This window comes from Streptomyces sp. NBC_01351, assembly GCF_036237315.1.
In the GTDB taxonomy this organism is placed as follows: domain Bacteria; phylum Actinomycetota; class Actinomycetes; order Streptomycetales; family Streptomycetaceae; genus Streptomyces.
The window spans coordinates 842,606-866,245 of record NZ_CP108356.1 but is presented as its reverse complement, the minus strand read 5'-3'; the positions used below and the strand labels follow the sequence as shown (position 1 = coordinate 866,245).

The 23,640-nt window shown below is 71.8% G+C and carries 22 protein-coding genes and 1 pseudogene; 13 read left to right on the top strand and 10 right to left on the bottom strand.

The window, feature by feature from the left end; genetic code table 11:
* Nucleotides 1-16 precede the first annotated feature (16 nt).
* The 4 genes from OG625_RS04210 to OG625_RS04195 all read right to left on the bottom strand — a co-directional run bounded on the left by OG625_RS04210 (nt 17) and on the right by OG625_RS04195 (nt 4,024).
* Nucleotides 17-1,447 (bottom strand): DUF2252 domain-containing protein, encoded by a 1,431-nt coding sequence (locus tag OG625_RS04210; RefSeq protein ID WP_329376704.1) that lies wholly within the window; start codon nt 1,445-1,447, stop codon nt 17-19.
* 90 nt (nt 1,448-1,537) lie between these two features.
* Complete coding sequence (locus OG625_RS04205; RefSeq protein ID WP_329376703.1) at nt 1,538-1,864, bottom strand: carboxymuconolactone decarboxylase family protein; 327 nt, start codon at nt 1,862-1,864, stop codon at nt 1,538-1,540.
* 349 nt (nt 1,865-2,213) lie between these two features.
* A complete protein-coding gene (locus OG625_RS04200) occupies nt 2,214-3,497 on the bottom strand; it encodes a cation:proton antiporter (protein WP_329376702.1) in 1,284 nt (427 codons plus the stop codon).
* Nucleotides 3,498-3,817: 320 nt separating this feature from the next.
* On the bottom strand, nt 3,818-4,024 hold the full coding sequence (locus tag OG625_RS04195) for a hypothetical protein (protein WP_329376701.1): 207 nt from the start codon (nt 4,022-4,024) through the stop codon (nt 3,818-3,820).
* A gap of 787 nt (nt 4,025-4,811) precedes the next feature.
* Between OG625_RS04195 and OG625_RS04190 the strand changes: the two genes are divergently transcribed.
* From OG625_RS04190 to OG625_RS04155, 8 genes are all read left to right on the top strand, one after another.
* Nucleotides 4,812-5,264 (top strand): YbhB/YbcL family Raf kinase inhibitor-like protein, encoded by a 453-nt coding sequence (locus tag OG625_RS04190; RefSeq protein ID WP_329376700.1) that lies wholly within the window; start codon nt 4,812-4,814, stop codon nt 5,262-5,264.
* A gap of 821 nt (nt 5,265-6,085) precedes the next feature.
* Nucleotides 6,086-6,556, top strand: coding sequence for a hypothetical protein (locus OG625_RS04185; RefSeq protein WP_329376699.1), 471 nt, complete (start codon nt 6,086-6,088; stop codon nt 6,554-6,556).
* A complete protein-coding gene (locus OG625_RS04180; RefSeq protein ID WP_329376698.1) occupies nt 6,553-7,830 on the top strand; it encodes an MAB_1171c family putative transporter in 1,278 nt (425 codons plus the stop codon). Before OG625_RS04185 ends, OG625_RS04180 begins: the two co-directional genes overlap by 4 nt.
* Nucleotides 7,827-8,747 (top strand): DNA-binding protein, encoded by a 921-nt coding sequence (locus OG625_RS04175; RefSeq protein ID WP_329376697.1) that lies wholly within the window; start codon nt 7,827-7,829, stop codon nt 8,745-8,747. Before OG625_RS04180 ends, OG625_RS04175 begins: the two co-directional genes overlap by 4 nt.
* A gap of 10 nt (nt 8,748-8,757) precedes the next feature.
* On the top strand, nt 8,758-9,222 hold the full coding sequence (locus tag OG625_RS04170; protein WP_329376696.1) for a DUF3574 domain-containing protein: 465 nt from the start codon (nt 8,758-8,760) through the stop codon (nt 9,220-9,222).
* Between the two features lie 605 nt (nt 9,223-9,827).
* Complete coding sequence (panD, locus tag OG625_RS04165; protein ID WP_329376695.1) at nt 9,828-10,247, top strand: aspartate 1-decarboxylase; 420 nt, start codon at nt 9,828-9,830, stop codon at nt 10,245-10,247.
* Nucleotides 10,248-10,258: 11 nt separating this feature from the next.
* Entirely contained in the window at nt 10,259-10,603 is a 345-nt protein-coding gene (locus OG625_RS04160; protein WP_329390437.1) for a GNAT family N-acetyltransferase, read from the top strand.
* Nucleotides 10,600-11,235, top strand: a complete 636-nt coding sequence (locus OG625_RS04155; RefSeq protein WP_329376694.1) for an aspartate/glutamate racemase family protein — start codon at nt 10,600-10,602, stop codon at nt 11,233-11,235. The genes OG625_RS04160 and OG625_RS04155 overlap by 4 nt, the downstream gene beginning before the upstream one ends.
* Before the next feature lie 234 nt (nt 11,236-11,469).
* Here the strand turns inward: OG625_RS04155 and gndA are convergent, their stop codons facing one another.
* Nucleotides 11,470-12,915, bottom strand: a complete 1,446-nt coding sequence (gene gndA, locus OG625_RS04150) for an NADP-dependent phosphogluconate dehydrogenase (protein WP_329376693.1) — start codon at nt 12,913-12,915, stop codon at nt 11,470-11,472.
* Nucleotides 12,916-13,101: 186 nt separating this feature from the next.
* Here gndA and OG625_RS04145 point away from each other — a divergent pair, with 186 nt between their 5' ends.
* Nucleotides 13,102-14,406 carry a transglycosylase family protein gene (locus OG625_RS04145; RefSeq protein WP_329390435.1) on the top strand — a complete coding sequence of 435 codons (1,305 nt, stop codon included), beginning with the start codon at nt 13,102-13,104 and terminating at the stop codon, nt 14,404-14,406.
* Nucleotides 14,407-14,430: 24 nt separating this feature from the next.
* Here OG625_RS04145 and OG625_RS04140 read toward each other — a convergent pair.
* Nucleotides 14,431-15,243 (bottom strand): annotated as a pseudogene (locus OG625_RS04140) (DMT family transporter); the annotation flags it as partial.
* 327 nt (nt 15,244-15,570) lie between these two features.
* On the opposite strand from OG625_RS04140, the gene OG625_RS04135 reads away from it, so the two are divergent.
* Complete coding sequence (locus OG625_RS04135) at nt 15,571-17,058, top strand: SDR family NAD(P)-dependent oxidoreductase (protein ID WP_329376692.1); 1,488 nt, start codon at nt 15,571-15,573, stop codon at nt 17,056-17,058.
* A gap of 19 nt (nt 17,059-17,077) precedes the next feature.
* Here OG625_RS04135 and OG625_RS04130 read toward each other — a convergent pair whose 3' ends face one another.
* Complete coding sequence (locus OG625_RS04130; protein ID WP_329376691.1) at nt 17,078-17,557, bottom strand: hypothetical protein; 480 nt, start codon at nt 17,555-17,557, stop codon at nt 17,078-17,080.
* A gap of 311 nt (nt 17,558-17,868) precedes the next feature.
* On the opposite strand from OG625_RS04130, the gene OG625_RS04125 reads away from it, so the two are divergent.
* Entirely contained in the window at nt 17,869-18,042 is a 174-nt protein-coding gene (locus OG625_RS04125) for a hypothetical protein (protein WP_329391299.1), read from the top strand.
* Between the two features lie 201 nt (nt 18,043-18,243).
* The gene (locus tag OG625_RS04120; protein WP_329376690.1) at nt 18,244-19,227 is read left to right on the top strand and encodes an NAD-dependent epimerase/dehydratase family protein; all 984 of its coding nucleotides are present in this window, start codon (nt 18,244-18,246) and stop codon (nt 19,225-19,227) included.
* On the opposite strand, the gene OG625_RS04115 is transcribed toward OG625_RS04120, so the two are convergent.
* Genes OG625_RS04115 through OG625_RS04105 form a run of 3 tightly spaced genes read right to left on the bottom strand, consistent with a single transcriptional unit; the run spans nt 19,213 to nt 22,129 of the window.
* Nucleotides 19,213-20,652: a lipase maturation factor family protein gene (locus OG625_RS04115; protein ID WP_329376689.1), complete on the bottom strand. Its 1,440-nt coding sequence runs from the start codon at nt 20,650-20,652 to the stop codon at nt 19,213-19,215. The two genes, OG625_RS04120 and OG625_RS04115, sit on opposite strands and share 15 nt — an antisense overlap.
* A gap of 20 nt (nt 20,653-20,672) precedes the next feature.
* Entirely contained in the window at nt 20,673-21,206 is a 534-nt protein-coding gene (locus OG625_RS04110; RefSeq protein ID WP_329376688.1) for a DUF1990 family protein, read from the bottom strand.
* Complete coding sequence (locus tag OG625_RS04105; RefSeq protein WP_329376687.1) at nt 21,203-22,129, bottom strand: YndJ family protein; 927 nt, start codon at nt 22,127-22,129, stop codon at nt 21,203-21,205. The genes OG625_RS04110 and OG625_RS04105 overlap by 4 nt, the downstream gene beginning before the upstream one ends.
* Before the next feature lie 176 nt (nt 22,130-22,305).
* On the opposite strand from OG625_RS04105, the gene OG625_RS04100 reads away from it, so the two are divergent.
* The gene (locus OG625_RS04100; RefSeq protein ID WP_329376686.1) at nt 22,306-23,637 is read left to right on the top strand and encodes a DUF6777 domain-containing protein; all 1,332 of its coding nucleotides are present in this window, start codon (nt 22,306-22,308) and stop codon (nt 23,635-23,637) included.
* Nucleotides 23,638-23,640 lie beyond the last annotated feature (3 nt).

Sequence of the window (23,640 nt, the reverse complement as noted above, 5' to 3'; positions counted from 1 at the left end):
CGACGCCGCGCAATGGTCAGGCTGTGGGGAGTTCCTGCGCGGGTAGTCGGCCGGCGTGTACCGCGTCGACCAGGGCTTGGTGGTCGCGTTCGTTCTGGTCGGCGTACGCTTCGGCGAAGGTGACGAGCGCCCGGTCGAAGGCTTCGCTGCGGCCCAGATACGCGGCGATCGCCACCCGGTCGCCCGACCGCGCGTGCGCGCGGGCGAGGGTGATGCCGCACACCTCGCCGAAGGTCGCCAGCTGTTGGGGCGACATCGTCTCCGGCATGGCAATGCCCTTCCAGTCGCGTAGCTGGCGGACGTAGAAGTCGCGCTGCTTGCCGTCGATGCCGTCCACTCGCTGCCAGCCGAGGAAGATGTCGCTCGTCGCCTGCATCAACCGCTGTCCCGAGACCACGCGCTCGCCCTGGTTGCGGTACTGGCTCGCACCGACGTGCTCGGCGAGTACGGAAGTGTCTGCTTCCTTCGCCTGGAGGAAGAGCGGGTCACGGCCGTCGCGGCCGAGGAGCAGGAAGATCCAGCAGCGGGTACCGACGCTGCCGACGCCGACCACCTTGCGGGCCACGTCCGCGAGTTGGTAGTCCGCCAGGAGTGCCCGCCGGTCCGTGCTCAGAGTAAGGCCGTAGCGTTCGAGCAGGCTGCGGAACTGGCGCACGAGCGCGCTGCGCTCCTGGTCCGGCAGGATGTCGGCGATCGGCACCAGCAACGGAGGGTCCGCCGCGATCCTGGGCCGGCCGTCGACCAGCTCCGTGAGCTTGTCGAAGACCTGCAGCGTGTCGTGCGTGCGGGCCTTCGCCATGGCACTGGCCAGCCGCTTCTGTCCGCGCTTGCGGAGCTGCTGTGTGACGAGGTCCTCGAGGCGGTCCGCGTCGATGCTCGCGTACCAGACGTCGAGGTTGCCCATGCCGGCGAAGCCGCGCATCGCCTCGCGGTACGCACGGACGGCGGTGCTCACGATCTCTGCGCGCTCGCCGTCGTCGAACCCGTTCGCGCGGCCGGCGATGACGAGACTCGTGGACAGTCGCTTGACGTCCCATTCCCAGGGGCCGGGCAGTGTCTCGTCGAAGTCGTTGATGTCGAACATCAACCGCCGCTCCGGAGAGGCCAGCAGCCGGAAGTTCAGCAGATGCGCGTCCCCGCACAACTGGGCCGTGATCCCCGAGTCGGGACTGCCGGCCAGGTCGGACGCCATGATCGCGGCCGCTCCCCGGTAGAACCGGAAGGGAGACTCCGACATCCTGCTGTAGCGGATCGGGACCAGCTCGGGTACCCGCGCCGCGGACTGCGCCTCCAGGATCGCCAGTGGGTCCGGCCTGTCCGGAGACGGCCGGTAGAGGGCGTGCGAAGACCTTGGCGTGCGGCCGCGGGCCTCCTTGCCCTGGGCCGCGCGTTCCTCGGGCGTGCTGTGGGGCACCGCGCGCATCGCGGTGGCCGCGCTTTCGGACATCAATGCACTCCTGCCTGGCCCTGTGGTCTCACGATGGGCACGGCGCCCTGCTCTGCGCGCCGTGTCCAGTGGTGCCGTGGGTCGTCTGCGTCAGCCTTGGGCGTCGATCTCGGCCTCGGCGACGGCGATGGCGATGCCGAGTGCCGCGGTGATGTTGCCGGCTGCCGTCATGACCCGGGCGGTGCCCACGATGGGGGCGATGGCGACCAGCACGTCCTGCAACTGCTCGGCGGTCAGACCGGCCTTGAGGGCGGGATCGATGTGGGCGAGGTAGGAGATGGGCGGAGCGTCCGAGGCGGCGAGGGCCGCGATACGGGTGAGCAGCAGCATGTCCGGGGCCAGCCCACACCGCTCGAGCGAGTCGACCGTCATGGCGGCGAGCGTATCCAGGACAGGGGTTTCAGATGTAGTGGACATGGCGCATGTCCTCCTGGGGCAACTGGGGTGTTGTCGCGCCCGCCCCGAGCATGCGGGAGTGACGTGAAAGAGGCGGAGGCCCGCAGACCACCGGTGTCCCCTCCCTCCCACCCTAGAACCCCTCCCGATCCTGCGCGCGGGGTAGCCCTGGCCCACATGTGATTCTCGTATGGCCACGACCAACGGACATGTGGCACTGGGTGATGTTGGGGGCTGCGGTCGCCGCGAGAACCGGCGGTACAGCGGATCGCGGTATCGGTCGTTCCGCAGTCAAGCGGGGCAGGCCGACGACCTGCCCCGCTTGGTGAGTCTTGATGGAACGACGCCCTTTGAGGGAGCCGCGATCCCTTCAGCGTGGCGCGTCCTTGTGGGCGAGTGTGTTCTCCCGCAGGTTCGGTTCCGCGCGCAGTGTCCTGGTGAACCATTCGCCGTAGCGGTTTCCCAAGAAGGGAGCTGAGGCCCCGTGCAGGAGGATGCTCAGGCCCACGGTCACACCGATGACCTCGCTCAGCAAGTTCCCCCCGGGCAGGTGCTCCTCGAGGGCGAGCAGGCCGAACACCAGGGAAGCGAGCCCACGTGGACCGAACCAGCCGATGTAGGCCACGGAGGCGGCGCGCAGCCCGGTGCCGGCCAGCGCGAGAGCGACTGGCAGCATCCGCAGGATGGTCAGGCTGAGCAGCGCGTAGACGACCGTCCGCCACGTCAGGTGCTGGAGTGTCGGTCCCAGGATGACCGCGCCGAAGACGAGGAAGCTCAGTGAGGCGAGCAGGAGGCCGAGTCGTTCGGTGAATCTCGTGTTCTGTGCCGGATCCGAGTCCTGGGTACGGATGCCTTGGTCGGCGGGGGTCCGGCGCAGGTGGATGCCGAACGCGAGGCCGGCGGTCCAGGCGCCGATGAAGCCGCTGCCTTCGGTCGTGACACACAGCGCGTAGGTGATCACGGGAACGGCGAACACCAGGAATTGGCGCCAGTCGGGGCTGCTCCATCCATGGGCGAGCGACCAGCGCAGCAGGCTTGCCCCGGTCCAGCCGGCGGCGAGTCCGATCGCGCCGCTCAGCAGCAGCGCGCGCAGGAACGTCTCGGCGATGCCTGGATGGCCGTGGCCCTCACCGGCGGCAGCCAGCGCCAGCACGAAGAAGGGAAGCACCAGACCGTCGTTCAGACCGGATTCGACGGACAGGCCGCCGCGGACCAGAGCCGGCACCTGCTTGTTGGAGACGGCCTGCTGGCCGAGCGCGGCGTCCGTCGGTGCCAGGATGATGCCGACCAGGGCCAGCTCCCACAGACTCAGGCCGGGCAGTAGTGGCCAGGCCGCCAGCCATCCCAGAGCCATCGTGACCGGCAGGCCCACCGTAAGCAGCCGTAGCGGCAGGAACTCCTCCCGGCGCAGATCCCGGGCCCTGATCTTTGCCGCGTCCGCGAACAGCAGGAGCACCAGTGCGCTCTCCAGCAGCGTCCGCGTGATCTCGGGATCTCTCGTACGGTCCAGCAGGTCCAGGCCCAGCGGGCCGATCGCCAGCCCGAACAGCATGAACACCAACGGTCCCGAGAGCACCGTGGTCGACAGGCGCCGCGAGAGCGTCCCGTAGCCGACGACTACACCCCCAGCGATCACGATGGCCCATTCGCTCATCCGTACTCCTCACACTGGGCATCCGTCGTCGCCGGGGCGGCTGCGCCACGGGCAGCGCGCCAGGTGTCCCGGGCACGCCGTATCAGCTCACGAAGGGACTCGAAGCCTGACCCTACGGCGTTGCCGGCCATGCCCTGCGGGAACTGTGCTCCGACCGTGCCCACCCGCCCCGGTCGGCTCAATGAGCGGCGGCCACAAGCGGCTGGACGGGGTTGGCAGGTGTTGCGGCGCTGGGCATGGCCATGCGTCCGGAGACCGGCTGCCGGCCCACGTCATGGGATCGGCGGGAATGGAAGGCGCTGGGCTGCCCGCACGGGGTTTCACTCACCCAAGCGCGCAGGGCCTGACACCGACGTCCACCAGCGCTCCTCGCCGGAAAGCAGCCCGAGCATGTCGAGCAGTATCTCGCGTTCCGCGGGGCTTTCGGCATGAGCGGCCACGGCACGGCGAGCCGCCACACGGTCGGCGGGAGCAGACGCGGACGCGGACAGCACTGCCGGATCGTCGCAGGCGAACGGATCTTTCATGAGGCGATGCGACCACACCAGCGACGGTACGGCAGCCTGCCATGCGCCGTTCGCCTGGGCGGCGGAGGCGACCCCGCGTGGCGCAGCCGCAGGAGATGGCCTCCCACCACCTTGAGAGCCGTGCACACAGGGGTGGCGACTTCGATCTGAGCCTGCAGCAGCTCCCGTCGACAGGGCCCGCTTCGGAGGGCACTGGCAGTCCGCGATTCAGGGTTCCGGCGTACGGGTGTCCTCGCATCGACCCACCGGTGTGGTGGGTGGCCGAGCCGGGCCGGCTGGTATGTGCTGTTGGTGCCTCGGCTGTGCCGGGAGCTCCCGCCCTGCCCGGGCCCGTCGCCACTGCAGGTCCGGGCGGGGAGAGCGGCCCAGCCCAATGCGCCCGAGAGTGAGCAGGCGTCTGTCCCGTCGTGCGGATCAGCTGCGGGGAGTGCTCGGCGACAACACCCTCAAGGAGCTGATGGCAGGGGGCGGACTGGCCGCGGTTGGCCCGCCGGCTCGTCGGGCTCGGGGCCCTCACCCTGTCAGCCTGCGGACCACGCTGGGACCGGCCGGACCCGCTCACCAGATGGGGTCGAGAACGAGCTCGGCCCTGGCGCTCAGCCGTAACGGGCGCACCCTTCTGACGGGTCGCGGGAGGAAAGGGGAAAAGGGCCCGTTCACGGAGGGGAGTCCACGCGCTCGGCGCGCTCACCGGCGGCCAGGCCGTGCAGCGAGCGGACGCCGCTGATCGGGTGCTCTGCCCTGCGGGCCGGTGTCCGAGCCGCCGCCCGCGGGTAGTGCGCCGCGCATGACCGGAATTGAAATCAGCAGCGCCGCGTTCGACGATCACACCGCGATCCCCCGCCGGTACAGCGGGGAGGGGGAGAACATCTCGCCGCCCCTGACCTGGTCGGCGGCGCCTGAGGGGACCGCGGAGCTGGTGTTGCTCTGTGAGGACCCGGATGCCCCGGGAGGGACCTTCCTCCACTGGCTGGTCACCGCCATCGATCCAGGGGCCACAGGGGCCGAGGAGGGGCAGAAACCCCGGGGCGGGCTGCCGTGGCCCAATGACTTCGGGCGCGTGGGCTGGAGTGGGCCGATGCCTCCACCGGGGCACGGGCCGCACAGATACTTCTTCCGCCTGCACGCCCTGTCCGAGCCGCTAACCCTGCACGGCAGGCCGACCGCCGACACCGTGCACCGCGAGGTCAAGCGTATGGAACTGGCCGTCGGCACCCTGGTCGGCACGTATCAGCGCTGATCGTGGCCATGGGCGCCGTGCAGCCGGACGAGGCAGGCGGAGGCCGGTGCGGAGGGTTTGGGGGCCCTATGGGTTTCGTCAACGGGGTGGCATCGCCTTGCTGATCGCCGGCGGCAACGACGCCCTCTTTCCGCCGCCGCTCGGTCCCGAGTTCCGCGACCGTCCGGGCCGAGCTCCTCAGCCCGGAGGGCTTCCACCCCTTCCCCCAGGGTCATGCCGAACACGCCCAGCGGATGGCCTCCGCCCTGCTCCGCGCCGCGGCCCGTCTCCGCCCCCGCCGCGGCCGCACTGACAACGCCGCGTGCCCGCTAGCCCGTACGCCTTCGGCCGTGGCGGGCATGGCCGGTTCGCACGTGTGCGCCGCTACAGGGTCGACGGGTGAGGCACCAAGACGATCCGGATTCCGGAGCCACCGGCCAGTGCTTTCCCGGCCATCTCCGCCGGCGGAGTCCGGAGTCGGCCGATCCACGGCGGCGCCCGCATTCCGGTGAAGACGGTGCGGAACACGGAGACTCCCGCGGCAGAAGCAGGGTTTGTCAGCCTCGGGCCGTGGCTCCATGCGACATTCGCCGCGAATGCCGGCCCACCCGCGACCTGAAATCCGGCTGTGGTGCGCCAATTCCGACCGTACGGACCGTGGCCGGATGAAACTCACCCTGGACGGCGCCTAGTTGTCCCTGTGGCATCATGGCCCCGTCGTCTGCTCGGAGATGAGAATGAAGATACCTGGCGCTGCGTTGGAGGCATCAGAGGGCAGACTGCTCAGGCGTCGGCTCAAGCAGGTCCGCCGCACCTGCGAGGTGCGGATCGCGGAGTGGGGAATGGAGCAAGGGTTCGGCATCGACGAACTCCACCGGTATTTGTGTGCCAGGGGCGGACGCCCTATCCACCTGATTCCCAGCCAATTCCCGGAGCGCCATCTGTTCGGAATCTGGCTCAAATTGGATGAGTTCGACATCGTCGCCTTCGAGAAGTCGGCGTCACCGGCACACAAAGAACACATCATTGCCCACGAACTCGCCCACATTGCCTTCGGCCACCAGGGCTCGGTGCGGCTTGACCAGGACGATTCGAGGCGGCTCCTGTCCGACGTCGACCCGTCGTCGGTCCGCGGCCTGCTGATGCGTTCCCGCTACAGCGACGACGAAGAACAGGAAGCGGAGACGATGGCGTCGTTACTCCTGGCCCGCGCCACCAAACGGTGGGTGGAGCCCGCCTGGAGCGTTCCGGCCGAGGCTGCCGACGTCGTGGCCCGGATCGAACTGGGCCTCGGCCGAATGGACCAGCCGTGACGGCGCTCTATACGGCCCTGGCGTGGATCTGCGCCTTCGTCGGTCTCGCCGCGTTCGCCTACCGGCTGCCCGACCTGCGGCGCCGGCCACGCGACATCGCACTGTGGGGGCTGTGCATCTACTTCCTCTGCTCCGGCATCAGCTTCCTCGTCGACCTGGACCAGCTTCGGCTGAAGATATCCGGATTCCTCGGCTTGCCGAACGTCACCTCGCTGATCACCCAGATCGCGGTGGTGGTGCTCACCGCCGCACAGCAGGTGGTGCTCGTCCACTGGTCGGCGCCGCCCGCCGAGGCCCGCCGCATGGGCCGCCGCCGCGTGCTGTTCTTCGGCGCGGCGCTCGCGGCTCTGGTCACCGCGTCGTTCTTCGTCGGCCCGGTCGCGAAATCCGAAACGGCGACGTCGACGATCCTGCTCAGCATCCAGGACGGCGGATACGCCCTCTACATGTTGGGCTACCTGCTGATCTGCGCCATCGGACAGTGGGAGACGGTAAGGCTGTCCCTGCGTTTCACCAGGGTCGCCAACCGGCAGTGGCTCGTCGTCGGCATGCGCACCGTGACGTTGGGCGCGAGCCTCATCCTGGTCTACTGCGTGACCCGCGGCATCCAGATCGCCGGCACCCGGCTGGACTTCGACGCGGCCGGCCTCGACCCCGTCCAGTGGACTTGCGGCAGTGTCGGCGCCCTCCTCCAGGTCACAGGCTGGACCATCCCCTCCTGGGGCATCCACCTCACCCGGGTCCGCGGCTGGATCCACAGCTATCGTGCCTACCTCCGGCTCCGGCCCCTGTGGAAGGCCCTGCACCAGGCGTCCCCCGACATCGCCCTCGACCCGCCGCGGTCCTGGCCGCGCGACCTGCTGCCGCCCCGCGACCCGCACTACAGCCTTTACCGCCGCGTAGTGGAGATCCGCGACGGCCAACTGATGCTCCGCCCTTTCGTCTCCCAGGCCGAGTTCGTCCGGGTCGCCCGCTCCCTCGACCTGCCGGAAGACCCGACCACACCCCTGGGCGAGGCCCTGCAGATGCGGGCCGCCGTGGACCGCCCGGCCGAGGAACGTGCCGAACCGCCCCAGCCGCCCGAGGCACCTGAGCCGCCCCGGCCCTCGGACCTCCAGGTCCGACCGCCGTCCGAGGACTTCCGTGCCGAGGTCGCCTGGCTGGCCGAGGTGGCCGCCGCGTTCAACGCCCTCGGCGGGTCCGACCGCGCGCCTCGCGCCCGTACGCGTACCCGTAGCCGTAGCCGTACTGGTTCCCGGACCGAGTCCCGGTGAGCCGCGCGGCCCTCCGTACGATCGAACAGCTGGTGGCCCTGGACGCGGTCCACGGCGCCACGGCCGCGGTGCCCGCCGCCCGGGCCGCCGTACGGAACTTCCCCGAACTCACCGCCGCACCCGGCAGCCTGCCCGCCCTGCGCCGAAACCGCGACCGGCTGGCAGCCCTCGCGGAACTGTGCGAGGTCATCGGCTGGATCCTGTTCGACGCCGGCCACTACGCGCCCGCCCACGCCGCCAACCGACGGGCACTGGACCTCGCACACCTGGCCGGGGACCGCTGGACCGCACGCCTCGTCCACCTCAACCACAGCATGCTCCAGACCCACACCGGCCACGCCCGGGCCGCCCTGGACACCGTGTCCCGGGTGCCCGGCGCGCGCCCGCTGCCCGCCAGGGTCGACAGCCTCGTCCTGATCCGCCGGGCCCACGCGGCCGCCCAGCTCGGTGCCCGCCGGGAACCCCTGGACCTGATCGACCGGGCCCGCAGCCGATTCCTGGACGGGATCTCCCGCCACGACCCGCACTGGGCGTGGTGGATCGACGAAATGGAGCTGCTCGGCCACCAGGGCTGGGTGATGGCCCGGCTGGGCCGCTGGGACCGGGCCATCCCGCTGCTGCACCAAGCGGCGACGGCCCCGGGCCCCTCCTACCGGCACCTGTTCACCGCACAGTTGCTGTCCGCGCTGGCCCGGGCCGGGGCGTGGACGGAGGCCGAACAGCTGATCGTCGCCCTGGCCCCCCGCGTCGCCCGCATCGGCTCGGCCCGCACCACCGAAACGCTCAGCAGGACGGCCGCAGGCCTGTGCCGCACCGCCAGGGCCCCCGCACGACTACGGGACGCGGCTGTCCACCTGCGGGCCGGCCTGCCCACCCCGGCTGGCCGCACCATCCCGAAACCCCCAACCGAAAGATAGGGAACCGTACATGCGCCACATCCGGATACCGATGTCCGCGGCCGTCGCCGTGCTCGCGTCGGCTGTGTTCTTCGTCGCCTCCGGCAGCCCGGTGTCGGACGCCGCTCCGGCCGCGAGCCAGGAGGCGGCCGCGGTGGAGCGCGGCTTGCCGTACGTATCCACCCACCTCTACTTCGGCACCGGCCGACACGGCGGCAAACCGCCGATCACCGAAGAGGAGTTCATGAAGTTCGTCGCCGATGTGATAACCCCCCGCTTCCCGGCCGGCCTGACCCTCCAGGAGGCACGCGGCCAGTGGCGCGACAAGGACGGCGACATCAACAGCGAGAAGTCCTACGAGCTGACGGTGCTCTACCCGGTCGCCGAGTCCCGTGCTCGGGACGGCGACATCGAGTACATCCGCCGCCTCTACTGCCAGATGTACGAACTCGAATCCGTCGGCCGGGCTGACGCCCGTGTCCGCGCGGACTTCTGAGCGAGGTTGTGGGGGAGGAGGGTTTCCGTATCGGATCGATGGCCTGCCGGAGGAAGGCCGGACGCCGCCGACTCGTTCCCGCCGTCGGGGCGGATGCCTCGTGGTCCTCCCTGACCCCGACGGGGGCCGGGCCGCAGGTGCGGCAGCAGGCCGTGCGTCGAGTCCGGGAGGACGCCGGAGCCGCCTGCCGGTTCGTTATCGACGAGCTGCGGTCCCTCGGTGGAGGAGGGCGGCATTACCTCGATCAATGTGGGTGCCCAGTCGCAGAGGACGTTCTGGGGCGTGCGGTACTGGGAACTGCTGGGCCGCCTGAAGCTCCGAGCCTGGGAGCGGGGGAGAGCCGCGGATGAGCGGACGATTTCGGGGGCCGCCGGGGGCGGTGGCGGGCGGTGGTGCGCCTTGTGTCCTCGGCGCGGCAGGCACGGGGAGCCCGGCCACGCTCCTCTGGGCTGGTCTGCCGGTGTGTCGGAAAGTCGGCAATCGGTCAGCGCGAGTCCTCAAAGACCTGGGGACAGCTGACCGAACATGCGAATCGTTGTAGGCTCCGGGGACCGCCCTTGACCTGCGGGAAGCAGGCAGGGAGCAGACAAACCGGGAGTTTTCCGATGCTTCGTACCATGTTCAAGTCCAAGATCCACCGGGCGACCGTCACCCAGGCCGACCTGCACTACGTCGGCTCCGTGACCGTCGACGCCGATCTGCTCGACGCGGCGGACCTGCTGCCCGGCGAGCTCGTGCACATCGTGGACATCACGAACGGCGCGCGCCTGGAGACGTACGTCATCGAGGGGGAGCGCGGGTCCGGGGTCGTGGGGATCAACGGGGCCGCCGCGCATCTCGTGCACCCCGGGGACCTGGTCATCCTCATCAGCTACGCGCAGGTCGACGATGCGGAAGCCCGGGTGTTGAAGCCCCGCGTCGTGCACGTCGACGCCGACAATCGGATCATCGAGCTGGGTGCGGATCCCTCCGCCCCGGTGCCGGGCACGGACCAGGAGCGCAGCCCCCACGCGGTGGCTGTCTGACGGGAGCGGTGATCGTGGCGATCGAGTTCAAGGACGAACGGAAGGCCGGACGGCTGCTGGCGGTCGAGGACGGCACGATGGTCGGGCTCATCGCCTACTTCGTGCTCGCCGAGGCGCCCCACGCCCTGGTGGCCGTGCACACCATCGTCGAGCCGGGCCATGAGGGCCGGGGCATCGCCGGACAGCTGGTGAAGAGCTTCTACGGGATCGCCGCCGCAGAAGGGGTGCCCGTGGTTCCGCTCTGCCCGTACGCGGCGAGCTGGGCCGCCAAACACCCCGAGCAGGCGCCCGAGGCGCCGGCCGGCGTCGTGGTGGCCGCCAAGGCGCAGCTCGACTCCGACTCGGACCTCTGGTGACGGGCCCCGGGCTGGTCCTCCTGCACACCTCGGCCCTGCACGTGCCGGTCTTCGAGGCGCTGCGGGACCGGCACCACCCGGGGGCCGTCCTGAGCCACCTGGTGGTGCCGGAGCTGCTGGACCGGGCCCGTGTCGAAGGGCCGGAGGCGGTGGCCCCGGCCCTGTCGGCGGTGCTCGCCGAGGCCGGGCCGGCGCCCGTACTGGTCACCTGCTCGACGATCGGGGCGACCGCGGAGGCCCTGGCCCCGGTGCTCGGCCTCCGGGTGCTGCGGGTGGACCGGCCGATGGCGGCCGCCGCTGTGCGCACCGGAGCGCGGATCGCCGTACTGGCGACCGTGGAGTCGACCTTCGCGCCGACCGCGGAGCTGTTGGCCGAGGAGGCGGGCGGGCGGCCGCTGTCGATCCGTACGCACCTCGTCGACGCGGCCTGGGAGCGCTTCGAGGCGGGGGACACCGCCGGGTACCTGGCCCGCGTGGCCGAGGCCGCCGACGCGGTCACCGACGCGGACGTCATCGTGCTGGCGCAGGCCTCCATGGCCGGTGCCGCGGAACTCGTCACGACGCGGATCCCGGTCCTGTCGAGTCCGGCCCCGGGCCTGGCCGCGGGGCTTCGGCAGCCGGGAGCGTCGTAGGTGCATTCCCGCCGCCATCGCGGGAAAAAGGAACATATGGTGCGAAAACTCGAAGAGACGCAGCCGCCGGCCCCCGCGCCCGAGCCCACGCCGGACCCCACCCCCTTCCCGGACCCCGAACCAGTCCCGCGCCCGGTGCCACCCGTGCCCGGCCCCTTCCCGGAGCCGGACCCGGTGCCTGCGCCGCCGGGGCCCGCGCCGGTACCGCAGCCCGGGCCCTGGAGCTGAGCGGCCTCAGCCCGTCTGGACCTCGGAGCGGTCACCGCTCCAGAGGGTGTGGAACGATCCCGCGCGGTCGGTGCGCCGGTAGGTGTGCGCCCCGAAGAAGTCCCGCTGCCCCTGGGTGAGGGCGGCCGGGAGCCGCTCCGCGCGCAACGCGTCGTAGTACGCCAGCGAGGCGGAGAAGGCGGGCACCGGGATGCCGTGCTGCACCGCCGCCACGAGAACGGCCCGCCAGTCCTGCTGGGCCGCGCCGATCTCACCCGCGAACCCGGCGTCCGCCAGCAGGCTCGGCAGCTCTGCCTGTGCGTCGTACGCCGCCCGGATCCGGTCCAGGAACGCGGCCCGGATGATGCAGCCGCCGCGCCACAGCGAGGCCACCGCGCCCAGGTCCACGCCCCAGCCGTACTGCTCGCTGCCCGCCCGGATCTGGTGGAAGCCCTGCGTGTACGAGACGATCTTCGACGCGTACAGGGCCTGCTCCACCTGCGCGGCGAACGCGTCCGCCGCCGCCGGGGAGAGCGGGGCGGCGACCGGCCCCGCAAGCCCCTGCGAGGCCGCGCGCAGGTCGGCGTGACCCGAGACGGAGCGGGCGAAGACGGCCTCCGCGATGCCCGACACCGGCACGCCCAGATCCAGGGCGATCTGCACGGTCCAGCGGCCGGTGCCCTTCTGCTCGGCCGCATCGGCCACGACGTCCACGAACGGACGGCCGGTCGCGGCGTCCGTGTGCGCCAGCACCTCCGCCGTGATCTCGATCAGGTACGAGTCCAGACGCCCCCGGTTCCACTCCCGGAAGGTCTCCGCGATCTTCGCGGGGGAGTAGCCGGCCACCTCGCGCAGCAGGTGGTAGGCCTCGGCGATCAGCTGCATGTCGGCGTACTCGATGCCGTTGTGCACCATCTTCACGAAGTGCCCGGCGCCGTCGGGGCCCATGTGCGAGGTGCAGGGCGTGCCGTCGGCGGCCTTCGCGGAGATCTTCTCCAGCAGCGGGCCGAGCGAGGCGTACGACTCCTCCGAGCCGCCCGGCATGATGCTCGGGCCGAGCAGCGCCCCCTCCTCGCCGCCCGAGATGCCCACGCCCACGAAGTGGATGCCCTGCTCGCGCAGCTCCTTCTCGCGGCGGCGGGTGTCCTCGAAGTGGGCGTTGCCACCATCGATGATCACGTCGCCCTCCTCCAAGAGCGGGGCGAACTCGCGGATCACGGCATCGGTGGGCTCCCCGGCCTTCACCATGATGACGAGGCGTCGGGGGCGCTCCAGCGCATCGACGAACTCCTTCGCCGACTCGGCCGCCACGAAGCTGCCCTCGTGCCCGAACTCCTCCACCAGGGCCCTGGTCTTGGCGGCCGTGCGGTTGTGGACCGCCACGGTGAATCCGTTGCGGGCGAAGTTGCGGGCGAGGTTGCTGCCCATGACCGCGAGGCCGGTGACGCCGATCTGGGCTGTGCTGGTGCTCATGCGTGCGCTCCTGCGTGCTTCGGTGTGCGGGGAACACCGACGCTACCCCGGCCACCATGTCCGCCGATCGCCCGCGCGTCGAAGGAATGTCAAGTTCCGCCGGAGAGCGCCCCGTTGCGCCCCTTGTCGTGTCCCGGTCGAGACGATTAGGTTGTGGGATTCCTGATGTCTTCGATGGGGGCTCCCATGGGTGTACGGGGCCGGCACCGCCGGTATCAGCCGAGCAGCATCAACCGCGCCTCGCTCGCCGTCACCGCCGGCGGAGCCGGGATCGCGCTCCCGTTCATCGGCGCGGGATCGGTGCACGCCGCCTCCGTGGACACCTGGAACAAGGTCGCCGCCTGCGAGTCGACGAACAACTGGCAGATCAACACCGGCAACGGCTACTACGGCGGCCTCCAGTTCAGCCAGAGCACGTGGCGCGCCTTCGGCGGCACCGCCTACGCCGCCCGCGCCGACCTGGCCACCAAGGACCAGCAGATCGCGGTCGCGGAGAAGGTGCTGAAGGGTCAGGGGCCGCAGGCCTGGCCGAACTGCGGGAAGAAGGCCGGACTCTCCCGAGGGGGCCAGGCTCCCGATGTCACGCCCCAGGGCAAGCCCCGGCAGCCGCAGCAGACGGAGCAGAAGCAGCAGACGAAAACGGTCCCGGCGCAGGGCAGCACCACGCCCCGCCCCACCGGGACCTCCGTCCTGCCGAACCCGTACGTCGTCGCGCCCGGCGACTCGCTCTCCGCGATCGCCACCGAGCAGCACGTCGAGGGCGGTTGGCAGGCGCTGTACGAGACCAACCGGGCCACCGTCGGCGGCAATCCGAACCTGATCTTCCCGGGACAGCGCCTCACCCTGAGGATCACCGCCACCCCGGCGCCGGCCGTGCCGCCGCCGGCATCGCCCGCGCCGCCCGCGCAGAATCCCGAGAAGCCGCCGCGCACCGCGGAACCGGTGAAGCCGGTCGAGCCGGCGGCCGAGAAGCCCGCCGACAAGCCGGCGCAGAAGCCGGCCGAGAAGCCCGTCGAAAAGCCGGCCGCGAAGCCCGTGGAAAACCCGGCCCCGAAGCCGGAGTCAGCGCAGCAGCAGCCGGCCGTCGGCGGATTCTCCGCCCCCGTCGACGCCGCCCTCGGCACCCGCTACCGCGTGGCCGGTTCCTCCTGGTCCAGCGGCTACCACACGGGCATCGACTTCCCGGTGGCGACCGGTACGGCCGTCAAGTCCGTCGGCCCCGGCCAGATCGTCTCCGCCGGCTGGGCCGGGGCGTACGGCTACCAGGTCGTCATCCGGCACACCGACGGCCGGTACTCCCAGTACGCCCACCTCTCCGCGCTCGGCGTCAAGGCCGGCCAGCAGGTGTCCGGCGGCCAGCGGATCGGCCGCTCCGGCTCGACGGGCAACAGCACCGGCCCGCACCTGCACTTCGAGATGCGCACGGGGCCCGGCTACGGCTCCGACATCGACCCGCTGAAGTACCTCCGTTCCCACGGAGTCGACATCTGACCCCCGCACGTGCGGGGGCACGGCGGTCAGCAGGATCAGGCCGGCCGCCGCCACCACGGCGCTGACCAGCGCCGCCGTCGTGCCCCAAGCCCCGAACCGGAAGCTCTCGGCGAAGAGCGTGAGCCCGACCGTCGCCGCGACCACGGGATTGACCACGGTCACCGCGGCCAGCGGCGCGGTCAGCCCGGCGCCCCGGTAGGCGGCCTGCGACAGCAGCAGGCCGCCCGTCGCCAGGACCGCGATCGCCGCGAGGTCGGGCCACAGGGGGGCCAGTGCGGCCAGGTCGAATGATTCGGCCACCGATTTGGTGAACACCGAGGCCATCCCGAAGGCGGTACCCGCCGCCGCGGCCAGCAGTACGGCGCGCAGCACCGCCCGGTGCACCCGGTGCGCCGCCGCGAACAGCACCGCCACCGCCGCCCCGGTCACCACGAGGAGCAGGCTCCGCTCGAAGTCGGACAGGGACTCCTTCGCGCGCCCGTCCCCGCCGGTCAGGGCCAGCAGCCCCGCCAGTCCCGCAGTCGCCAGCACCGCCCCGCGCCAGGCCGCCGCACCCGCGCGGCGGCGGACGAAGACGGCCGCCATGGGCAGGGCGAAGACGATGGTGAGCGCGCCGAGCGGCTGGACGAGGCTGAGCGGCCCGTACGCGAGGGCCACCACGTGCAGCAGCGCACCGAGACCGTTGAGCCCCACCGCCACCCACCAGCCACCGCGGCGCAGCGGGGCGTAGGGGCGGTCCGGCGTGCTCACCGCGACCCTCTCCTGGACGATCGCGCCGCCCGCGTACGCGACGGCGGACACGAAGCAGAGCAGGACCGACAGCGCCAGTGCACTCATGAAGTCCACAATGCCCGACCCCACCGCGCTATTCCTCCGCCCACAGGGGGTCACGAGTCATACTCCGGACGTAGTACAGGAGTACTCGACGAGTAGTCGACGACTGCTCGGTGAGCGCTCGATCCGACCGTGCCCGAGGGCCTGCCGAGGGCCTGCTGGGGACCCGGTGGGGTACCCGATCCGGTGCGCGGGGTGACGGCCGGCTCGCGGTGCGTGAGGCTCGCGGCGGCGGGTTTGGTCCGGGGCGCGTGGGATCCGTACAGTTTCCCTTTTGGGGACTTCCGCAGCAGGCGGATGCGGACGAGCGATCAAGGAACGGCAGCGGCCATGACGGTGACCGAGGAAACCAACGACTACGGGCAGGCCTACGGGCCCGGCATCGACCCGGACCGGCTGGCTCTCGCCCTCAGCGTCATCGACGAGCTGGACAAGCTCGACGTCGACCACCCCGACGCGATCGCCATCCGCCGTGCCACCGCCGGCCTCTACCGCACGGTCAAGCAGCGCCGCCGCCAGGAGCGCCGCGCCTCCAAGACCGCCAACGACAAGGCCGTCACCGAGGCGACCGCGACCGGCTCCGCCGAGCGCATCGACGACGAGACCGAGGGCATCCTGCCCACCTCCGTCACGGACGCGGGCCGGATCGCCGGGATACTCCAGCGCCCGCGCTCCTGCTACGTCTGCAAGACGCGGTACGTCGAGGTCGACTACTTCTACCACCAGCTCTGCCCGGCGTGCGCCGCCGAGAACCGGGCCAGGCGAGAGGCCCGCGCCGACCTCACCGGCAAGCGGGCGCTGCTCACCGGTGGCCGGGCCAAGATCGGCATGTACATCGCGCTGCGGCTGCTGCGCGACGGCGCCCACACCACGATCACCACCCGCTTCCCCAAGGACGCCATCCGCCGCTTCAAGGCGATGGAGGACTCGGCGGACTGGATGCACCGCCTGGAGGTCGTCGGCATCGACCTGCGCGACCCGGCCCAGGCCGTCGCGCTCGCCGACCAGGTGGCCGAGGCCGGTCCGCTGGACATCCTGATCAACAACGCGACGCAGACCGTGCGCCGCCTGCCCACCGCGTACGCCGCGCTGGTCGAGGGCGAGAGTGCCCCGCTGCCCGCCGGCGAGCTCCCCGCCCACCACGTCATCGGCGCCTTCAACTCCGGTGCGGTCGACGGCCTGGCGGCGCTGCCCGTGGGAGTGAGCGGACTCGAGGCGCAGAAGGTGGCCGACCTCGCCCTGGTCGCGGGCAACGCCAGCCTGGAGCGGCACCTCGCCGGAACCGCCATCGACGCGGGCGGCCTGCTGCCCGACGTCGTCGAGAGCAACACCTGGGTGCAGACCATCGACCAGATCTCCCCGGTGGAGCTGCTCGAGACCCAGCTGTGCAACTACACGTCGCCCTTCATCCTGATCAGCGCGCTCCGGCCGGCCATGGCCGAGGCCGCGCGGAAGGCGTCCAGCGGGCGTGCGTACGTCGTGAACGTCTCGGCCATGGAGGGGGTCTTCAGCCGTGGCTACAAGGGTGCGGGGCACCCGAACACCAATGCCGCCAAGGCCGCGATGAACATGGTGACGCGGACCAGCGGCCAGGAGATGTTCCAGAGCGACCGCATCCTGATGACCTCGGTCGACACCGGCTGGATCACCGACGAGCGCCCGCACTTCGACAAGCTGCGCCTCGCCGAGGAGGGCTTCCACGCCCCCCTCGACCTGGTCGACGGCGCGGCCCGGGTCTACGACCCCGTCGTCCGCGGCGAGGCCGGCGAGGACCTGTACGGCGTCTTCCTGAAGGACTACGCCCCCGCGAACTGGTAGTCCCCCCGCGCCCCGGGCGCTACTGGATTCCCGCGATCGACCCCCTCGGCGAACCGAGGGGGTCGTTGCCGTTCCCGGGGCGTGCCGGCCGGTACGCCCCGGCGGCGACCAGTTCCAGTACCGGCTGCCAGTCCTCCAGCACGCCCGCGTCCAGGCCGGCCGCAGCGGCCGCCTCCCGTGCCTGGCGCAGGGTGGCCGCGGCCTCGCGGGCCTCACCGGACCCTCCCGCCTCCTCGCGCTCGTCCCGCTCGGCGAGGGCGACGAGCATGGCCACCCGTTCGCCGAGGAGGGGCCGGACCGCGGCCGCCGCGAGGTCGGCGCGAAACGTCCGGTCACCCGGACAGAGCAGTGTGCCGAGCTCGTGCACCAAGCCCGCGACCTGGAGTTCCTTGTCGAAGGGATGCGAGCGCCGCAGCAGGGCGGCGGTCCCGAGCCCCCGGCCGCCGCGGCACGCGTACAGAAGATCCATGAGCTCCGACACGCTTGTGACGTAAGGCATTTCGGACCCCGACACCCCGGACCTGGCCACCGCCGCTCCCTTCCGTCGCACCGTGTACACCCGGCATCGAGCAGACCATCCGTCACGGGCCCGCCGTCCTACGACTTGCTGAACTCGCGGCGAAACTGGGTGGACGGAGCGGATTTTGCCTTTCCATCGAGCGGGGGTGCGCTCATATGTGTACTCTGGGGCATCAAGACGGCCCCTATCCGGGCCGCGCTCCACTAAGGCGCCACCGCGTCCGGAACCCTTTCCCTCCCTGCCCGGCGCGCGGCTAGCCTGCCGGGTTACGCGACACAGAGGAGTGCGCGGTGACTGAAATGACCAAGCCCGAACCGGAGTTGCTGGAGCGGACGGCCTCGCGGCGCAAGACGCGGTCCGACGAGCTCGGGAGCCTCGAAGTGTGGGCACGATCGGCCCCGATCCGACTGGCGGGGTACGAGGACGACCTGGCGGAATCGCACATCCTGCCCGGCATCGACTGACGCGCAGCGGTACCAAGCGCCCCCGCGCCCCTGGGCGCCGGGGGCGCTGCCCTTGCCCGGACCATGCCGGACCATGCCCGAAACTTGCCCCGCGACCGTTCGAGCGCACCGGGAAGTTCCACAAAGCCGTACGCCGTGAGCGTCATCGCTGAGGGCGATCACGGGTTACGCCGGACCCTGCGCGCGGGCAGGCTGACCTGCATGAAACTGTTGATGCTGGGTGGTACCGAATTCGTCGGACGAGCGATCACCGAGGACGCCCTCGCCCGGGGCTGGGAGGTGACCGTCTTCCACCGCGGGCACCACGCGCCCCCGCCGGGCACCACCGCCGTGCACGGGGACCGCACCGCCGCCGGCGGCCTGGACGCCCTCGCCGAGGGGGAGTGGGACCTCGTCGTCGACACCTGGAGCGGCGCCCCCACCGCCGTGCGCGACAGCGCCCGGCTGCTGCACGGCCGGGTCGGCGGGTACGTGTACATATCGAGCCGCTCGGTGTACGCCTACCCGGCGCCGGCCGGTCTCGACGAGGACGGCCCGCTGGTCGAGGGCTCGCCCGACGCGGACGCCATCGCCTACGCCGAGGACAAGCGGGGCGGTGAACTCGCCGCCCTGGACGCCTTCGGCGACCGCGCCCTGCTGGTGCGCGCCGGGCTGATCATCGGCCCGTACGAGAACGTCGGCCGGCTGCCCTGGTGGCTGAACCGCATCGCCCGCGGCGGCCCCTTCGTCGCTCCCGGGCGCCCCGGCCAGCCGCTCCAGTACATCGACGTGCGCGACCTCGCGCGGTGGTCCCTCGACGCGGGCGCGGCCGGGCTCGGCGGCGCCTACAACATGGTCTCCCCGGTCGGCCACGCCACCATGGGCAGCCTCCTGGCCGCCTGCGCCGCCGCCACCGGCGCCGATGCCGAACCGCGCTGGACCGACGCGGCCGTCATCGAGAAGGCCGGGATCGAGCCCTGGACCGAGCTGCCCATCTGGCTCCCCGAGGGCGAGCTGGAGGCCTACATGTTCGGCGGCGACGTCACCAAGGTCCTGGAGGCGGGCCTCGTCTGCCGGCCCGTGGAGGAGACCGTGGCCGACACCTGGACCTGGCTCCAGTCGATCGGCGGCGAGGCCCCCCATCGGCCCGACCGCCCGAAGAAGGGCATATCCGCCGAGCAGGAAGCCGCGCTACTCGGGCTCTGACCGGGCAGCCTCGGCGAGGCGGGTCGGCGGCAGGTACTCGCGCACCAGCGTGCGGTGCCACCAGTCGCCCGTCTCGCGCAGCTCCCGCCAGGTCGTGTAGCGGTAGCGGTACAGCCGGGCCCGGACGTACAGGGGCGGGGCGTCCGGGAAGGGGTTGTGGCGCAGCAGCCGCAGCGTGTCCCGGTCGCTCGCCAGGAGCCGCTCCACGAACGGTCCGAACCAGTCCCGCGCGTAGCCGGGGGAGATCGCCGCGAACCACATCAGCCAGTCCAGGCGCAGGTGGTACGGGGCGAACTGGCGCGGCAGCCTGTGCGGTTCATCCGGCTTGCCCTTGAAGCCGTACTCCCGCCAGGCGCCGTCCGTGCGGGGCCTGTGCTCGGCCGTGCCCTCGACCGCCACCTCCATCCGGACCCGGCCGACCGAGCCGAAGGCCCCGTATGTGTTGACCAGGTGCAGGGCGTCGAAGGAGCGGTTCATCACCTGCCGCCGCGAGATCATGTTGAGCACGGGATGGCGGCTGAGGTACAGCACCAGGGCGGTCACCGCGCACACCAACACCACGTACCAGAGCGGCGCCTCGCGAGAGGCGGCGGCCGGGGGAGCGCCCGCGATCCCGGTGAAGTCCACGGCGGACAGGGCCACCGTGATGGTGATCCAGTTCAGCCAGGCGAAGTTCCCCGACAGCACCAGCCACAACTGCGTCGCGACGATGATCCCGGCGGCGTACGAGGCCACCGGCTGCGGGGTGAAGAGCAGGACCGGGACCACCAGTTGGGTCACGTGGTTGGCGGCGCACTCCACCCGGTGCAGGGGTCTCGGCAGGTGGTGGAAGAACCAGCTCAGCGGCCCCGGCATCGGCTGCGTCTCGTGGTGGAAGTACAGGCAGGTGAGTTTCCGCCAGCAGGAGTCCCCGCGCATCTTGATCAGCCCGGCCCCGAACTCCACGCGGAAGAGGACCCAGCGCAGCAGCCACAGCACCAGTACCGGGGGCCCGGCGCGCGCGTTGCCGAGGAAGACGGCGAGGAACCCCACCTCCAGCAGCAGCGACTCCCAGCCGAAGGAGTACCAGGTCTGCCCCACGTTCACGATGGAGAGGTAGAGCAGCCACAGCACGGCCCACATCCCCATGGCCGCGCCCAGCGGCACCGCGTCCCCGGCCCCGGCGGCCAGCGCCGCGGCCAGCGCCGCCCCGGCCCAGGCGCACCCGGCGAAGAGCCGGTCGGAGTAGCGCAGTTGGAACAGGCTCGGGGCGCGGCGGAAGGGCACGTACCGCGTGTAGCGCGGCACGGGCAGCATGCCGTGCGCCCCGATCAGGGCCCGGAACTGAAGGGCGGCCCCGACGAAGGCGAAGAGGTAGACGCCGGCCAGGGCCCGCTGGAAGACCAACCGGGCGAGCCAGGAGCCGGGCGCCGTGAACCAGTCCATCGCCTCCAGTATCGGACGGGTCAGGCGGCGGCGGCCAGCTTGCGGACGTGCCGGCCCAGCCAGCGGGCGTAACGGAGCTGGAGGAAGGGGATCACCGGCCCCCCGAGCCGGGTGTACCAGCTGTTCGGGCGGCTGAAGGCGGTCACCGTGAACCACACCGTGCCGTCGGGGTCGATCTCCACCATGAACGACTCCTCCCCGCACTCGGGGTGCCCGGTCAGGGTTCCGTACGCGAACCCCACGCGGGCGGGTTCGTACGCTGTCCAGATCACCTCGCACGGGGCGTCTATCCGCAGCGGCCCGAGGCCGATCCCGACGACGACCCGGCTGCCGGGGCGGACGGCACCGTCCGCGGCCCGGACCCGCATGCCCGAGGTCCGGTGGGCGTGGAAGGTGGTCACCGCCGTTCCCGCGGCCTCGAAGGCGGCCCGGCCGTGCCCGACGCGGGTGCGGTGGTGCAGGTGGTTGTATCCGGCGGGCAGGGGCCGGTGGGCCGTCGCGCCCCGGTCGGGGTAGCTGACGGTGTCCCGGCCGGCGCTGATGAGGCGGGTCATGGCGAGGTCTCCTCATGGTGTGCGGCGTGGTCTGTGGCGTGGTCCGCGGCGTCGTCCGCGGTGAGTCGGCGCCAGGCCAGCACCGAGCACAGGGCGAATCCGAGGGCGTTTCCGAGGCCGTGGGTGGCGGCCATCCAGGTCAGGGTGGGGTGCACGATGTCGGTGGCCTCGCCGACCGCCCACCACAGGGCGAGCAGCATGGTCGCCGGCAACACCGTCGCCGAGGTCGCGAGCAGTGCCCGCGTGGTCCGGTCCCGTGCCCCGGGCCGGATCTCCCGCCAGGTCAGCAGGGCCACGGCCCACATCCCGCCGGTCAGCACCACGGCTCCCACCAGCTCGGCCCAGTCGCCGACGAAGTAGCCGAGCAGTACCAGCAGGGTGCCCGCGGGGACGCTGTACGCCGCCCCGCGCGCCCAGCGGCCCGGCACGGCCACCCGGCACACCAGCCCGGCGACCAGGGCGGCCGTGAACCCGGCGAAGTGGAAGTGCGGCACGGTCAGCGCCAGGATGTCGAGGTCGAAGCCGAAGAGCCGGTACCCGGCCCGCTCGGCGACCAGGGCGGTCCCGGCGATCGAGGGCGAGACCAGCGCGGTGGCCACGGCGATCTCGGCAGGGCCGGAGGTGCCCGACGCGCAGCGGAGGTCGAGCAGGGTGGTGGCGGGCGACGGGCGGGAGGGGGAGCGGCCGCGCAGCAGCCGGACCGGGGCCCGCGCCGCGAGGGCCAGGCAGGCGGCGGCGTAGAGTGCGGCGAGCGCCGTGGCGGGCAGCCCGCGCGGCAGCCAGAGGCACAGCGCCCCGGCGGCGGCCGGCAGGGGCCAGAGCGCGGCGGCCCGGCGCAGTCCGGCCGGGTCGATCAGACGAAGCCCGGCCGGGACCACGTACAGCATGCCCAGGGTGACGATCACGTTCACCAGTACCGTCACCCTGGACTCCCCCCATGACGCGCGGTCGACGCATTGAACGCGTTCAACTCACGAGGGTGACCTTACGAGGTTCCTTGAACATGTTCAAGGCGCTCTTTCGCGGCACGTTCCGGTTGCGACACTCCCGGGCGTGCGGCAGACAAGAGTGAGCAACCGGGGCGAAAAGGGAGATCCACGTGCACGGACCGACACCTCCGACGCCGACGACACCTCCGACGACACTTCCGACGACCGCGCCGACGACACCTCGTCAGGCGCCGCGTCGTCACGCCCAGGCCGGCGCCGCCCTGTTCGCCGCGCTCGGCCTGTTCGCGGCGGGCTGCGGCGGCTCCGAGGAGACCCAGGCGAGCGCCGGTCCCGAAAGCCAGGAGGTCTACCTCCAGCCCGTGGCCTCGGCCGGCCCCGACCCCTTCACCGCCTCGTCGGCCACCGCCGAGTCCGCCCCCGTACAGCCCCCGCTGCCCAATCCGACCGGACGCGGCATCCGCACCGTCAACGCCGACACCCCCGGCCTGTATGGAGGAACCCAGCGGCTCGGCAGCTGCGACGTGGAACAGCAGGTCCGCTACCTCACCGAGGACGACGGCAAGGCCCGCGCCTTCGCCCAGGCCGCCGACGTCGAACAGGCGAAGATCCCCGAGTTCCTGCGCGGCCTCACCCCAGTCGTGCTCCGCGCCGACACCCGCGTCACCAACCACGGCTTCCGCGGCGGCCGCGCGGACGGCTTCCAGTCCGTCCTCCAGGCCGGTACGGCCGTCCTCGTAGACGAGCACGGAATGCCCCGGGTCCGCTGCGGATGCGGAAACCCGCTGGGCTCCCCGCGCGCCGCGAAGGGATCCCCGGTACACAAGGGCGAACCGTGGCACGGCTACCAGCCCAACCAGGTCGTCGTCATCGAACCCACCATCCATGTGATCAACAACCTGGTGATCGTCAACATCGCCGACAACACCTGGCTGGAACGCAAGCACGGCGACGACGGTGCCCAGGACCGCACCCCGCAGGTGGTGCCCCCGTACGACCCAGCCGACGGCATCCCGGCCGGTCCCTCCACCACCCCCGGGACCACACGGCCGGGCACCGACCCGGCCGACCCGTGCGCGAGCCCGGTCGGCCCCGACGGCAACAGCCTGGCCCGGACCTCCCCGCCCGGCACCCCGCCCGCCGCGCCGGCCCCCGGGACCACGGACTGCCCGACGGGCCCGGCCGCACCCTCGAACCCGGCCTCCCCGCAGCAGCAGCCGACACCGCTTCCGCCCCCCGACGCGCCCACGGACATCCCGTCCGACCTGCCGCCGCAGATCCCGACCGAACCCGGGGTGCCGCTGGAGCCCGACGGTTCCACGCCCGGCCCGACCGATCCGTACGACCCCTTCACCGACCCGAACGCCGATCCGCCCGCGGACCCGTACTCCGACCCGAACGCCGATCCGCCCGCGGACCCGTACGAGGACCCGAACCTGAGCCCTCCGCCCTCGGACGAGGGGTACGAGCTGGAGAGCGCCTGACCG